The organism is Haloarcula sp. CBA1115 (assembly GCF_000827835.1).
GTDB classification, from domain to species: domain Archaea; phylum Halobacteriota; class Halobacteria; order Halobacteriales; family Haloarculaceae; genus Haloarcula; species Haloarcula hispanica.
Genome location: NZ_CP010529.1, coordinates 973,381 through 985,877 on the forward strand (window position 1 = coordinate 973,381; position 12,497 = coordinate 985,877).

Consider the following 12,497-nt stretch of genomic DNA (forward strand, 5'->3'; position numbering starts at 1 on the left):
TACATCTCGGATTAGCGCTGGTCCGCGTGGGCGAACACGAACGCCCGGAGGAGTTTCGCGGCCAGCGTCGCCGTCTGACCGTCGTCGCGGTCGTTGACCTCCACTACGTCGAAGCCGACGGTCTGCGGTGCGACGGCTCGGACCACGGTGTGCATCTCCCGCGGGTCGAGGCCGAACGGTTCCGGCGTCCCGGTGCCCGGCGCGAACCCGGGGTCGGCGGCGTCGATGTCGACTGAGAGGTACACCCGCTCGTCGTCGAACGCAGGCGACCAGTCGGCCACGTCCTCGGGCGGGACGACGGTCACATCGGGTTCGTTCGCGCGGTCCCATTCGGCTTCCGAGCCAGTGCGTGCGCCCAGCACAATCGCTTCGTCAGCCACCGAGAGCGCGTGGTGGGTCACCGTCGCGTGGGAGTACTCGTCGCCGGCGTAGGACTCGCGCAGGTCGAGATGCGCGTCCAGACAGACGAATATGTCGGGGTCAAGGGCGCGCACGCCGGCCACAGAGACGGTGTGTTCGCCGCCGACGACGAGCGGGACGGCCCCCTCGCTCTCGAAATCCGAGAGAGTGCCCTGGAGGAAAGTGAGGTACTCGGCAACGTCGGCCGTGGGGCCGATATCGCCGTGGTCGTAGACGGAACAGTCAGTGAAGTGCTGGTCGGTGCGGTGGTCGTAATCGTCGAACTGCTGGCCGAACTGGCGGATGCGGCGTGGGCCGAACCGTGTCCCGGGGCGAAACGACGTCGACGCGTCGAGTGGTGCGCCCACGAGCGCGTAGTCGGCCGCCCCGCGGTCGGCCCCCGCACCGGGCAACATCGTTACGAGCGTGTGATCTTGCGCTGTTCCTCGTACTGGAGGTACTCGATTTCGTCGTCAGGCTGGAGGTCGATGTCCTCGGGGACCCGCATCGTGAACGTGTCGTAGGTGTCGAGGTCCATCACCTGTGCGTCGTTGCCGTCCGTGGAAACGACCTGCCCCTGCTTTCGGTTGACAATCGGGACCCAGACCTTCGCGTCGACGGGCTGGGACAGCGAGCGCTTCTTGCCGTCGAAAACGCCCTTGGCGTCGATTCGGGCCTTGGCGCTGCCGTGCTTGCCCGGCTTGGCCGTGCTGTAGGAGTTAATCTTACACGGCGTGTCTTCGATCATGACGTAGCTTCCCTCGTCGAGCTCTCGAACTTCGGTCTGCTCTCTTGCCATACCGCCGGATTACCCCTGTTTGGGTATAAACGGTTTGGAATGCCGCAGGCCAGGTCTGTCGCTGGGCTCGTCCGAGGTAACGAGTCCTCCAGCGGCCGGAACTCCTCGACAGCAGCCCGACTCCCACAGCAGTTCCCACGTCTACCCCCACAGTTCAAGTGAGCTTGCACTAACCACACGGGTGTGGCACTCTCGTTCGACCTGTTCGGGACGCTCGTAGCGGCAGACCGGCCGTCAGAGCCGTGGGACGCCGTTGCGGAGACGCTTTCGGCCCGGTCGGTTCGGGTGCCGGACGACTGGGAGGACGCCTATCGCTCGGCCCACCGCGAGTACGACCGCGGCCGGGAAGCGCCGCTGGACGAACACGTTCGACTGGCGCTTGCCAGCCGCGGAGTCGAGGTTGCCGAGGAGACGGCGACCGAGGTCGTCCTCGATGCCTTCGACAGCCCGGAGACGGTCCGCGAGGGAGCCATCGAAGCGCTGGACGCCGCAGCACAGCGTGGCCCGGTCGCTATCTGTTCGAACTGCAGTGTCCCTGGATTGGTCGAGCGAACGCTGGAGCGAGCGGCCATCGAGAATCAGAGCGGCCACGCGTTCGACGCCGTCGTCACCAGCGTCGACTGCGGCTGGCGGAAGCCGCATCCGACCATTTTCCAGTCGACCGCCGACGCACTCGACGTGGCGCTTGCCGACCTCGTCCACGTCGGCGACGACGCCCGAACGGACGGCGGCGCGGGCCGCGTGGGCGCGCAGTCGATTCTGCTGGAGGACCACTCGCTGCCGGCGATAGCCGAGAAGCTCCGGGAGGGAACGCTGTGTTGAGCGCGCTGGCGGTGGCCGTCGCCGGCGGGCTGGAACTCGCAATCGGTGAGCCACCGACCCGATTGCATCCCGTTGCGTGGTTCGGACGGCTCGTCGGGGCGGTCGACCGCGAGTGGGACCACCCGCTTGCGGTCGGAGGGTTCGCCGCGGCGCTGTTGCCCGTCGGAGTTGCTGTCGTCGTCGGTGGCAGCGTCGCACTCGCCGCCACTCGCGAACCGCTGGCCGCCGTCGCGCTCGCCGGCCTCGCGCTGTTCCTGACCACGAGCCTCCGCAGTCTCCTCTCGACCGCTCGGGGCGTCATCGCCGACACCGAGGCCGACCTCGCGGCTGCTCGGGACGGGCTGCTCGCACTCGCTGGCCGCGACGCCAGCGCGCTCTCTGCGGGCGAGGTTCGCAGCGCCGCCGTCGAGAGCGCGTCGGAGAACCTCGCCGACGGCCTCGTCGCGTCGCTGGCCGCGTTCGTCCTGGGCGGGCTCGCCGCTGCGGGCGTCGGCCTTCTACCGCTTCCCGTCGCTGCCGGGACAGCGGCGTGGATCAAGGCCGTCAACACGATGGACTCGATGCTTGGCTACCGCTCGAAACGCGTCGGGACGCCTGCGGCGCGGCTCGACGACGCCGTGATGTGGCTCCCGGCGCGGGCGAGTGCGCTCCTGCTCGCCGTCGCCTGCGGGTCGCCCCGGTCGGTGGCCCAGGCCCGGGACTGGCTGGACGGCGTTCCCTCGCCGAACTCCGGGTGGCCGATGGGGACGGCCGCCGCGGCGCTGGACGTTCGACTCGAAAAGCCCGGCGTGTACGTCCTCAACCCCACGAGACACCTCCCCGATGTGGCGACAGCCCAGCGTAGCGTCACGCGGGTTGGCGTCGCCGGGGTGCTGGCGTATCTGCTGGCCGGTCTGGGGGTGCTCGCGTGGTTCTGACCGCGGTCCGGGGGGCGCTCGGCTTCCTCTCACGGCTCCCGGTCGGCCACAGCGAACGGGCATGGGACGCCTTCGTCGGGACGCCGGCGGCGTTCCCGATGGCCGGCTACGTCGTCGGCGGCCTCGTCGCGCTCCCGTTCCTCGCCGCCGGCCTGCTCCCGGCCCCGGTCGTCGCCGCGGCCTACCTCGGAGCCGTCGTCCTCGTCGCCGGCGTCAACCACGCCGACGGCCTCGCGGACCTCGGGGACGCCGCCGTCGTCCACGGCGACCCCGCGGAGCGCCGCGAGGTGATGCGGGACACGACTGTCGGCGTCGGGGCCGTCCTCGCGCTGGGGACCGTCCTCCTCGCGCTGGCGCTGGCCGCGCTGGCCGCTGCCGGGCTCCCGCCGCTGGTCGCTGTCGCGCTGGTCCTCGCCGCCGAGGTGGGGGCGAAACTCGCGATGGCGACGCTGGCCTGCGTCGGACGCCCGAGCCACGAGGGATTCGGGTCGACGGTTATCAACGGGAACAGCCCACGCCACCTCGTCGGCTCGCTCGCCATCGCACTCCCGGCCGCTGTCGTCGCCGTTCCAGCAACCGCAGTCGTCGTTCTCACCGGCCCGCTGCTCGCTCTTGGCCTCTCTGGCTGGGCGAACCGCCGACTGGGCGGCGTCAGCGGCGACACGTTCGGCGCGGCCAACGAACTCACGCGCGCTGTCGCGCTCCACGTCGGCGTCGCCGCGTGGTCGCTCTTCGGCGGCGTCCGGTCGGTACCGCTCGTCGACTGGGAGGTGCTCGCATGGACGCTCTGGTGATGTGTGGCGGGCGCGGGACGCGGCTGGACACCGAGGCCGAGAAACCGCTCTTTCGGGTCGGCGGTGTCCCGATGGTCGACCGGGTCGTCGGCGCACTGGAAGACAGTTCCGTTGAAAGAGTTATCGCTGTAACGTCGCCGAACGCACCGGAAACGCAGTCACATCTGGACGTGCCCTGTATCGAGACGCCGGGCGAGGGATACGTCGCGGACCTCGACGCGGCGCTGGCCGACGGCCGACTCGCCCGGCCGGTGCTGACCGTCGCCGCCGACCTGCCGCTGCTTGACGGCGAGATAGTTGACCGTGTTCTCGACGAGCACGACGGGGGGTCGCTGACGGTCCTGGTCCCGGCTTCGCTGAAGCGTGCCCTCGGCGTGAGCGACGACACGGCGTTCGACAACGGAGGTCGGGAGGTCGCGCCGACAGGCGTCAACGTCGTCGGCGATGGCCCCGACGACGCCTGGCTCGCGCGGGACCGACGCGTCGCGGTCAACGTCAACACGCTCGCTGACGCGCGCGTGGCTGAGCAATGGCTGTAACGACGTGGGGCGGAGGCCAACCGCCGCGAAACCTTCTCCACACCGCCCGCCGTAGCCCCCGTCAATGGACCCTGATTCGGTCGAGGGCTTGCGAGCGAGTGGCGGCAACGGGGCCGAGGACGCCATCGGGCCGGACGGGCGCGTCCCACACGGCAGCAGCGACGACCCGGACCTGCTGGATTTCAGCGCGAACACGAACCCCCGCGTCCCGCCGGACGCCGCGAAGACGTACCGGGAAGCGTTCGAGGCCGCCCGCTCGTATCCGGCGGACGACTACCCCGAGTTCCGGGCGGCCGCGGCGTCCTTTGTCGACTGCGAACCGGAACAGGTGATACCCACGGCCGGCGGCCTCGAAGCCATACGTCTGGCGATCCAGACGACAGTTCGGACTGACGACAGCGTGCTCGTCCCGTATCCCAGTTTCGGTGAGTACGCCCGCGAGGTCCGGCTCCAGGGCGGGACGCCGGAGTTCGTCCCACACGACGACCTGCTGACCGCCGACCCGGACGGTCATGCGCTCGCCATCGTCTGCAACCCGAACAATCCGACCGGCGAAGCGGCCGACCCGTCGGCGCTCCGGGCCTTCGCCGACGACTGTCTCTCTGCTGGGACGACACTGCTGGTCGACGAAGCCTTTCTCGGCTTTACCGACGAGCAGTCGCTGGCGGGCCGTGAGGGCATCATCGTCGCGCGCTCGCTGACGAAACTGTTCGGCCTCCCCGGCGTCCGGATGGGCTACGCTGTCGGAGCGGGCGAGGCCCGTGACCACCTCGCCACCGCGCGACGCGCCTGGTCGATGAGCGCGCCGGCGGCCGCGGTCGGCACGCACTGCTACGGGCAACGCGAGTTCGTTGCGGAGACGAAGGCCCGTGTCGCCGACGAGCGAGCCCGTATGCGGGACCGACTCGCGGCGCGGTTCGACGTGTTCCCCTCCGATGCGCCGTTCCTGTTGTTGTCGGTCAGCGACGCCGACGAGTCTGTCGACGACATCCTTGCCTCGGCTCGCGAGGCTGGTATCGCACTCCGGGACGCCCGAACCTTCCGCGGGCTGGACTCGCACATCCGCGTCGCCGTCAGAGCCCCCGAAGAAAACGACCGGCTGCTGGACGCGCTGGATGTTTGAGACGACCGTCGAAGATGGTGTCTGTCAGGTCCGCCGCGAGGGTGCCAACTGGCTCTCGACGGCGTGGGACGGGGGCTACCGGACCGCAGACGCCGTCTACAACGTCACCGTACCCGAGGGGTTCGAGCGGACCGACCTCGACGCCTACCGCGCGGAGCGACTGTCCGCGACCGGTTTCCCCCTCGGCCCGGCGCTGCTCACCGGCGTGCATATGGAGCACGCCCGCTGTGTCCGGAGCGGCCCGGTGTCGGTGTTGGCGACCGCGGGCCTCTCGAACCCCGCGGCGTTACCGATGTCGGGAGAGGGGACAGCGGACGACTCCGACGGAACAGCATCGAATCCGGCAGACAGCCCCGACTGGCGTCCCGGCACGGTCAATCTCGTCGTCGGCGTCGACCGAGCGCTGGACAGCGGCGCGCTGGCAACGCTACTCGCCACGGCTGTCGAAGCGAAGGCCGCGACGCTACTCGACGCAGCGGGCGTGCCCGGAACCACCTCGGACGCAGCCATCATCGGCTGTGTCCCGAGCGCTGAGTCCGCACCGTTCGCCGGCAGCGCAACAGAAATCGGGGCCGCCGCTCGCGTCTGTGTCCGCGACGCTATCCGGTCGAGTCTCGCCGCCCGCTACGACGGCGACAGCCTGCCGACCGTCGACGACGCGGCGTACGGCGTCGTCACCGACCGTGAGACGGAGGTGTTCGAGCCGTGAAAAAGCCGTTTATCACACGACATTCCCGGAGACCAAACGGCTAAACAGAATCCGGTCGAACAGACGGGTATGAGCGATAACACGGCCGGACCGACCGCCGAGCCCATCAGTCCAAGCGCGCCCGAGGAGTTCGGACTGGTCCAGGTCTGGTGGGGCGATGGCAAGGGCAAGACGACCGCGGCGCTTGGGATGGCGACCCGCGCCGTCGGCCACGGCTACCGCGTCCACCTCCTGCAGTTCATGAAGGGCGGGACAAGTACCGTCGAAGACGTGCGCGGCGAGTACAACGCGATTGCCGCCCTGCCGGGCTTCTCATACGAGAACGCGGGCCACTACGGCTGGCACGGCTTCCTCGACGGCAGCGAGGACGACGAGCACGAGGCCCGTGCGAAAGGCGCACTCGACCGGGCACAGGAACTCGTTCAGGCCAGCGCCGACGCCGACCTCTCGACGCCGCGGGACGCCGACGGGCCGCCAGAGGAGGGCGTCAATATGCTCGTCTTCGACGAGATTCTCTACGCCGCGAACCGCGACCTCGTCGATCCGGCGGACGTGATTGGGCTCATCGAAGCAAAGCCCGACGACCTCGAACTGGTCCTGACGGGCGGGCACGAGCGACCAGAATTTCTGACCGACCATGCCGATCTCATAACGGAAGTCAACAAGGAGAAACACCCCATCGACGCCGGGCAGGGCGCGCGGAAGGGAACGGAGTTCTAGAGGGTTCCAAGCAGATAGTCAAGACAGACGCCGAAGACTAGCGAGTACGTCACGTTGGCGATACTCCCCGTGAGATAATACGTCGTGTTCCCACTGGAGATGTCTTGCCAGCGGACAATTGACTTTGCAGTGAACACCAGTCCCAGTGCCGTGTATGCGCCGAGTAGCGTCAACGTGAGTATCAGAATATTCTCTACTTTCCCGACCGCACGTCCCGTATCCGCTTCTTTTTCACTCACATCGGCACCGGCGTATTGGAGAGCAGCGGATACCATGGTCCCACTTGTCGACAGCAACAGAGCGTACCCGGCACCAACTACGACCGCTGAGCGAAATGAGATAGACGAAATCAAATCACCGGTCGCCCAGACAAGACCAAGAATAGCACCGACTGTGACTACGGCCGACGCTGGTGTCCGCCAACTCACAGAACTCATTCCCAGACCTCTGTCATGGCCGCTTCAAGATTTGCTTCGGTTGACAGTACCATCTCCGCCTTTGCCCGCGAAAGCGTCTGTGAGACGGCCTGAATCGAGATGTCTCGGTCGTCAGCCAACGCCTGCATACTTTTTCTTTCGCGGTACTCACGGACGATCGACGCCTGGTGTGGCGTCCATTCCTGTTTCCACGCAAACAGCAGGTGTATCTGGTCGGCAAGCAGCGAAAGTAGCCAAGACTTCACGACAGGATCGTGCAGCGCAACGGCCCGACCGTTTTCCGTGATGTCAGCTAGCAACGTATCTGCTTTGTGGAACGCAGGGCCATCCATCTCTGAAACCTCGCTCGTTGTCATCCCCACGTCAACTTCTCCGTGGACAACCGCAAACCGAATCGCAGTCGGGTGTATCGATTCGGTGATTTCCCGGATAGCGCGGTAAGCATGTCCAGGGTTTCTGATGACTCCTCCGACCTCGTCAACCCCCTTCAACACCGAGAACGGCGCAACCGTCTGGTCGGCGAGTGCGTCGGTCGCTCGTGACACACCCTGATTGAGCGCCGCTCGCAACGCCTCTCTATCTGTGACCGACCGTGACTCGATGACATCACCGATGATGACGCACCATCGCTCCGCCATAGTCATCGACTCAACCCGATATCGTTTACTTGTTTCGGTTAAACCGTTTCACGTTGAGTACCGTGTGAACGGCTAATCCGGATTCAGTTGATTGGGCAGTGTTAAATCGATATGGGTTTAGTGATCTGAGCGAAAGACACCAGTGCGTTCGTCTCCCAACACAGCCTAATGGCCCACACGCTGCTGGTCGCCGGAACGGCGAGCCACGTCGGCAAGTCGACCGTCGCGGCCGGGCTCTGTCGCTATCTGGCCGACCGTGGTGTCTCGGTCGCACCGTTCAAAGCCCAGAATATGAGCAACAACGCCCGGGCGACACCCGGCGGCGAAGTCGGCGTCTCGCAGTACGTTCAGGCCCGCGCGGCCGGCGTCGCGCCGTCAACCGACCACAATCCGGTACTCCTGAAACCGCGAGGGGACGGCAAATCCCAGCTCATTCTGGATGGCGAGGCGGTCGGGCATTTCGAGGCCCGTGGATACTACGACGAGCACTGGGAGGACGCGCTGGACACCGCCCGCGCGGCCCACGACCGACTCGCCCGGTCCCACGACGTGATTGTCGCCGAGGGCGCGGGATCGATTGCCGAAATCAATCTGCACGACCGCGACCTGGCGAACGTCGAGACGGCGCGTTTCGCCGACGCCGACATCCTCCTCGTCGCCGACATCGAGCGCGGCGGCGTGTTCGCCTCGCTCGTCGGGACGTTGGAACTGGTTCCCGACGACATCCGGGACCAGGTGGCCGGCGCGGTCATCACGAAGTTCCGCGGCGACCGCTCGCTGCTTGACCCCGGCATCGACGAGTTCGAGGACCGGACCGGCGTGCCCGTCGTCGGCGTGATTCCCTACGACGACCCCGGACTCCCCGAAGAGGACAGCGTTGCGCTGCCGCCGGTCGGCGAGCGGTCCGTCGTCGGCGCTGACGATGGCGTCCCCGACGACGGGAGTGTTACTGTCGCCGTGCCGCGACTCCCGCGCATCTCGAACTTCACTGACCTCCAGCCACTCGCCCGCGAACCCGGCGTCAGGGTCGCGTACGTCCCACCCGAAGCCGCCCTCGACGACGCCGACGCGGTGGTCCTGCCGGGGAGCAAGAACACGGTCGACGACCTGCTGACGCTCACCGACGCTGGCTTTGATGGCCGCCTCCAGTCGTTCGACGGCCCCGTCGTCGGCCTCTGTGGCGGCTACCAGATGCTCGGGGAGGAAATCACGAACGCCGCAATCGAGGGGACCGGCGACGCGGACCGCGTCGAGGGTCTGGGCTTGCTCCCGGTGACGACGGAATTCAGCGAGTCGAAGACAGTCGAACACGTCCGGCGGGACCTCCGTGGCGTCGGCCCGCTTTCCGGGGCGAGCGGGACTGTCGAGGGCTACGAGATCCACATGGGCGACTCGACGCTGACCGACGAGGCGGCCCGGCCGTTCGACGGCGACGGGGCGGCGACCGACAGCGTTCTCGGCACATACCTCCACGACCTCTTCGTCAACGAGAGTGCCAGAGGTGCCTTCGTGCGAAATGCGTTCGAGAGTGCTGGTGTTAACTCCCCAGCGGCAAACGAGCGAGAAAGCGGCGACCCGTACGAGCGAGCCGCCGGCCTCGTCGCCGACCATGTCGACCTCGGCCCGCTCGGACTGGCCGATTGGTGACCGTTTGATACTTCTTCAAATTCCGGAAATTTATATACATCTAGCTCGCAATATTCTCCAATGGTCGAAGTGTTCGCGGTCGCCAGTGGGAAGGGCGGGACTGGCAAGACGACGAGCACCGTCGCCCTCGGGATGGCGCTGTCCGACCGCTACGACGTGACGGTGGTCGACGCCGACACGGGGATGGCGAACCTCCTCTTTCACGCCGGCCTCTCCGACGCCGAGACGACGCTGCACGACGTCCTGGCCGACGACGCGCCCGTTGAGGCGGCCACGTACGACCGGTTCGGGCTGACCGTCGTTCCCTGTGGAACGAGCCTGGACGGTTTCAGAGACGCCGACCCGGACCGCCTTCGAGACGTGGTTGCGACGCTTGCAGAAGATACTGACATCATCCTCCTCGATTCGCCGCCAGCGCTCGACAGCCGGACCGCCGTCCTTCCCATCGTGCTAGCCGACCGCATCGTCGTCGTCCTCCAGCCGACGATCCCCGCCATCTCGGACGGGCTGAAGGTCCAGGAGTACGCGACGACCTACGACACGGACGTTGCGGGCCTCCTGTTCAACAAGGTCCGCGAGTCCGAATCCATCGAACAAGTCTCAGAGAAGACCGAACGGTACTTCGACGGGCCGACGCTGGCCGCGGTCCCCGAAAGCGAGCGGGCCCGTGAGGCACGCCGTGCTGGCCGGCCGCTCCTTGCCCACGCCCCCGAATGCGAGGCGTCGACGGCCTACCGAGAGGCCGCCGAATCGCTTACCGTGCGGGATGGGGCGGCCGCCGACGCCGCCGACCGGTTCCAGAGCGCCGTCATCCCCGAGTCACTATGAAGTTGCCCCGCGGCCGACTCGACAAGTCCCGCGTCGTCACGGACCCGCGGGACACGCTGGCCGACGTGCTCGACCGCGAACTGACCGGCTATGCCGTCTTCGAGTCCCAGGAGACGCTCCTGCTTGACGGCGAGGGCCGGGGCGTCATCACGTTCACCGACGGCGTGCCGGTGCTGGCCTACCACACCGGCACGGACCGCGGCGGTCCGCCGGCGCTCGCGGACCTCGCCATTCCCGGGCCGTACCACGTCTCGTTGTACACGCTTGACGCCGCTGACCTCGAATCGGCACACGAAGCAGCCGACCTCCGAGTCCCACCCGGGATGCCCGCCGAACGGCTGGGCGGCGACCCGGCGCTGGCCGACAGTACGCGACGGGCGGCTCCCGACGAGCGGCTGCCAGCGATGGGCGACGGCGACGCGGCAGCAGCCGAGGACGGAACCACCGAACAGAGTGCCGTCGAAGCGTTCCTTGACGACGCCGAGAAAATCGAAGCCATCAAACAGCAGGCGCGCTCGGAGGCCCGCGAACGTGCTCAGCAGTGGGAGTTCTGAATGGTCCCGCTTGCGTGGGGTTCTATACAGCCAGCCATGAGATCAGTCTGCTTTGCTACAGGTCTTCAGTGTGTCCGTCGTGACACGGCCCCAATCCCACTCCAAGAGTAAACCGCCTGACGGCACCGTCGCATAGTTGTAGCGATGTACCGATCTGTGTCGACTCCGAAGTCGGTACTATCGGGAAATAGTCGACAACAATCCGCATCAATCCGCTCGCACGGGGATCCACCACACCCGCGACCGGCCCCCGACTTTCTTGCTCGTGATATCCGTCTCCGATTCGAGGTCGTGGAGTTTGTTCAGCGCAGTCCGTCGCGAACAGCCGAGTCTGTCCGCCACCTCCGACGCCGTGAGTGGCTCCGCGTAATCATTTCGGTGTCTGAACACCTCGATAACGTCCGATTCAGTGTACTGAATCTCCCGTCCAGGCGGAGACATACTTCTGTCAACGATTGCCACATACTTATACTGTCGGCTATTATTTCATTCTGGGTGAAAGTATAGAAACACAGCCCGTTGTTGTCGCAAAACGAACCCGGACGTCGGATCAGAATAGCATGAACGTTCTAAGCTGTTACAGCCCCTGTAACATGTGTTGTGTCCCGAAACAGTTACAGCGAATAAGTATAGGCCCCCACCGGCTATACCATGCTCCGGGGATACGCCATCCCGCCCTCCAGTGAGTGCTGGCGCGCCGACCAGTGCTCCCTTCGGCCCTTCCACACCGGATTCCATCCGTGAGCGACTGGATCATTGCTTGTTTTCTTGCACCGACAGGACCGATTCAAGCGGCTGTGACCGCGCTCTGTATCGGTCGAACACCGTCTCAGCCCAGCTATACACCGCTGTGGCGTCGGATTCGGCTATCGCCCGGACGTTGTTCCGGTCGTCGTAGGCCGCCAGACAGACCCGCGAGCGGTCCAGTGCGAGGCCGATATCAAGCGGAGTATCGTGGACGTACGTGTCGATGTTCTCGTGTTCGACGCCTCGTTCCAGCGCGTCTGCGAAGTCCGACGCTGACCGTTCGAGGACGCTGTGATCGATGATGAACTCGATACGCGTCCCCGTTTCGAGCAGGTCCACCGCGACGTCGTTGAACACCGATGTAACGATAGGCGAGATGGCCCGAACGTCGCCGTCGACCTCGTGCAGCCAGTCCGTGAACCGATCAATCGCGGCCAGCGGGTTCTGTTCGGAACTCGTCGTGAGACAATCGGGGTCTAACAGCTCCGCCGGGAGATCCGCCGCGATGGAACCGAGGTGGGCTGCCAGCGGACCGACCGCCCGAGCCCGTTCGATCTCGCTCATGAGTGCCGTGTACTGGTCCAACACCCGCTGTCCAGTCACCGTGAGCCGGTACTCGCCGTCCCGTTTGACGACCCACTGCCGCTCGGAGAAGCCCGCGAGTATCCGCTGGATCGTGGTCCGAGTCGCGTCCACCGCATCGCACAGATCGGTGGGCCGTGCCGGACGCTCCCGGAGCTGGGCCAGTACTGCGAACCGCTGTGGTGACCCAGTAAGGAACTGGCAGTCCTCGAAAACGGTGTCGTCCGGACCCTCCGCCATTG

16 protein-coding genes are annotated in these 12,497 nt (G+C 66.4%); 10 read left to right on the forward strand and 6 right to left on the reverse strand.

From position 1 onward, the window contains the following. Nucleotides 1-11 precede the first annotated feature (11 nt). Entirely contained in the window at nucleotides 12-815 is an 804-nt protein-coding gene (speB, locus tag SG26_RS04710) for an agmatinase (protein ID WP_050036973.1), read from the reverse strand. 2 nt (nucleotides 816-817) lie between these two features. Then, nucleotides 818-1,198, reverse strand: coding sequence for a translation initiation factor IF-5A (locus SG26_RS04715; RefSeq protein WP_004515075.1), 381 nt, complete (start codon nucleotides 1,196-1,198; stop codon nucleotides 818-820). Between the two features lie 183 nt (nucleotides 1,199-1,381). Between SG26_RS04715 and SG26_RS04720 the strand changes: the two genes are divergently transcribed. The 7 genes from SG26_RS04720 (at nucleotide 1,382) to SG26_RS04750 (ending at nucleotide 6,822) form a co-directional block, all read left to right on the forward strand. Further along, nucleotides 1,382-2,020: an HAD family hydrolase gene (locus SG26_RS04720; protein ID WP_050036974.1), complete on the forward strand. Its 639-nt coding sequence runs from the start codon at nucleotides 1,382-1,384 to the stop codon at nucleotides 2,018-2,020. Then, nucleotides 2,014-2,937 carry a CobD/CbiB family cobalamin biosynthesis protein gene (locus SG26_RS04725; RefSeq protein WP_050036975.1) on the forward strand — a complete coding sequence of 308 codons (924 nt, stop codon included), beginning with the start codon at nucleotides 2,014-2,016 and terminating at the stop codon, nucleotides 2,935-2,937. The genes SG26_RS04720 and SG26_RS04725 overlap by 7 nt, the downstream gene beginning before the upstream one ends. Then, nucleotides 2,928-3,731, forward strand: a complete 804-nt coding sequence (cobS, locus tag SG26_RS04730) for an adenosylcobinamide-GDP ribazoletransferase (protein ID WP_050036976.1) — start codon at nucleotides 2,928-2,930, stop codon at nucleotides 3,729-3,731. Before SG26_RS04725 ends, cobS begins: the two co-directional genes overlap by 10 nt. Beyond that, complete coding sequence (locus SG26_RS04735) at nucleotides 3,731-4,270, forward strand: NTP transferase domain-containing protein (protein WP_175055163.1); 540 nt, start codon at nucleotides 3,731-3,733, stop codon at nucleotides 4,268-4,270. The genes cobS and SG26_RS04735 overlap by 1 nt, the downstream gene beginning before the upstream one ends. 64 nt (nucleotides 4,271-4,334) lie before the next feature. Beyond that, nucleotides 4,335-5,393: a threonine-phosphate decarboxylase CobD gene (gene cobD / locus SG26_RS04740; protein ID WP_050036978.1), complete on the forward strand. Its 1,059-nt coding sequence runs from the start codon at nucleotides 4,335-4,337 to the stop codon at nucleotides 5,391-5,393. Further along, nucleotides 5,386-6,102: an adenosylcobinamide amidohydrolase gene (locus tag SG26_RS04745; RefSeq protein WP_014041134.1), complete on the forward strand. Its 717-nt coding sequence runs from the start codon at nucleotides 5,386-5,388 to the stop codon at nucleotides 6,100-6,102. The genes cobD and SG26_RS04745 overlap by 8 nt, the downstream gene beginning before the upstream one ends. A 69-nt stretch (nucleotides 6,103-6,171) precedes the next feature. Further along, complete coding sequence (locus SG26_RS04750) at nucleotides 6,172-6,822, forward strand: cob(I)yrinic acid a,c-diamide adenosyltransferase (protein WP_050036979.1); 651 nt, start codon at nucleotides 6,172-6,174, stop codon at nucleotides 6,820-6,822. Here the strand turns inward: SG26_RS04750 and SG26_RS21905 are convergent. Both SG26_RS21905 and SG26_RS04760 read right to left on the reverse strand, forming a co-directional pair. Then, complete coding sequence (locus SG26_RS21905) at nucleotides 6,819-7,097, reverse strand: hypothetical protein (protein WP_014041135.1); 279 nt, start codon at nucleotides 7,095-7,097, stop codon at nucleotides 6,819-6,821. The two genes, SG26_RS04750 and SG26_RS21905, sit on opposite strands and share 4 nt — an antisense overlap. A gap of 158 nt (nucleotides 7,098-7,255) precedes the next feature. Then, on the reverse strand, nucleotides 7,256-7,897 hold the full coding sequence (locus SG26_RS04760; protein WP_050036980.1) for a SatD family protein: 642 nt from the start codon (nucleotides 7,895-7,897) through the stop codon (nucleotides 7,256-7,258). Between the two features lie 168 nt (nucleotides 7,898-8,065). Between SG26_RS04760 and SG26_RS04765 the strand changes: the two genes are divergently transcribed. The 3 genes from SG26_RS04765 to SG26_RS04775 are packed head-to-tail and all read left to right on the forward strand — an operon-like array spanning nucleotide 8,066 to nucleotide 10,926. After that, on the forward strand, nucleotides 8,066-9,544 hold the full coding sequence (locus tag SG26_RS04765; protein WP_050036981.1) for a cobyric acid synthase: 1,479 nt from the start codon (nucleotides 8,066-8,068) through the stop codon (nucleotides 9,542-9,544). Nucleotides 9,545-9,604: 60 nt separating this feature from the next. Then, a complete protein-coding gene (locus tag SG26_RS04770) occupies nucleotides 9,605-10,372 on the forward strand; it encodes a P-loop NTPase (RefSeq protein WP_050036982.1) in 768 nt (255 codons plus the stop codon). Continuing rightward, complete coding sequence (locus SG26_RS04775; protein ID WP_014041139.1) at nucleotides 10,369-10,926, forward strand: hypothetical protein; 558 nt, start codon at nucleotides 10,369-10,371, stop codon at nucleotides 10,924-10,926. Before SG26_RS04770 ends, SG26_RS04775 begins: the two co-directional genes overlap by 4 nt. 207 nt (nucleotides 10,927-11,133) lie before the next feature. Here the strand turns inward: SG26_RS04775 and SG26_RS04780 are convergent, their stop codons facing one another. Together SG26_RS04780 and SG26_RS04785 are read right to left on the reverse strand one after the other, a co-directional pair. Continuing rightward, nucleotides 11,134-11,367 carry an HTH domain-containing protein gene (locus SG26_RS04780; protein ID WP_008308192.1) on the reverse strand — a complete coding sequence of 78 codons (234 nt, stop codon included), beginning with the start codon at nucleotides 11,365-11,367 and terminating at the stop codon, nucleotides 11,134-11,136. A 312-nt stretch (nucleotides 11,368-11,679) separates the two neighbouring features. Further along, nucleotides 11,680-12,495: a winged helix-turn-helix domain-containing protein gene (locus SG26_RS04785; RefSeq protein ID WP_050036983.1), complete on the reverse strand. Its 816-nt coding sequence runs from the start codon at nucleotides 12,493-12,495 to the stop codon at nucleotides 11,680-11,682. Nucleotides 12,496-12,497 lie beyond the last annotated feature (2 nt).

What these genes read in the sequence shown, in the direction of transcription:
- speB (WP_050036973.1), bottom strand. Translation starts at nt 815, where the DNA reads ATGTTGCCCGGTGCGGGGGCCGACCGCGGGGCGGCCGACTACGCGCTC.
- SG26_RS04715 (WP_004515075.1), bottom strand. Translation starts at nt 1,198, where the DNA reads ATGGCAAGAGAGCAGACCGAAGTTCGAGAGCTCGACGAGGGAAGCTAC.
- SG26_RS04735 (WP_175055163.1), top strand. Translation starts at nt 3,731, where the DNA reads ATGTGTGGCGGGCGCGGGACGCGGCTGGACACCGAGGCCGAGAAACCG.
- cobD (WP_050036978.1), top strand. Translation starts at nt 4,335, where the DNA reads ATGGACCCTGATTCGGTCGAGGGCTTGCGAGCGAGTGGCGGCAACGGG.
- SG26_RS04745 (WP_014041134.1), top strand. Translation starts at nt 5,386, where the DNA reads ATGTTTGAGACGACCGTCGAAGATGGTGTCTGTCAGGTCCGCCGCGAG.
- SG26_RS04750 (WP_050036979.1), top strand. Translation starts at nt 6,172, where the DNA reads ATGAGCGATAACACGGCCGGACCGACCGCCGAGCCCATCAGTCCAAGC.
- SG26_RS21905 (WP_014041135.1), bottom strand. Translation starts at nt 7,097, where the DNA reads ATGGTATCCGCTGCTCTCCAATACGCCGGTGCCGATGTGAGTGAAAAA.
- SG26_RS04760 (WP_050036980.1), bottom strand. Translation starts at nt 7,897, where the DNA reads ATGGCGGAGCGATGGTGCGTCATCATCGGTGATGTCATCGAGTCACGG.
- SG26_RS04765 (WP_050036981.1), top strand. Translation starts at nt 8,066, where the DNA reads ATGGCCCACACGCTGCTGGTCGCCGGAACGGCGAGCCACGTCGGCAAG.
- SG26_RS04770 (WP_050036982.1), top strand. Translation starts at nt 9,605, where the DNA reads ATGGTCGAAGTGTTCGCGGTCGCCAGTGGGAAGGGCGGGACTGGCAAG.
- SG26_RS04775 (WP_014041139.1), top strand. Translation starts at nt 10,369, where the DNA reads ATGAAGTTGCCCCGCGGCCGACTCGACAAGTCCCGCGTCGTCACGGAC.
- SG26_RS04780 (WP_008308192.1), bottom strand. Translation starts at nt 11,367, where the DNA reads ATGTCTCCGCCTGGACGGGAGATTCAGTACACTGAATCGGACGTTATC.
- SG26_RS04785 (WP_050036983.1), bottom strand. Translation starts at nt 12,495, where the DNA reads ATGGCGGAGGGTCCGGACGACACCGTTTTCGAGGACTGCCAGTTCCTT.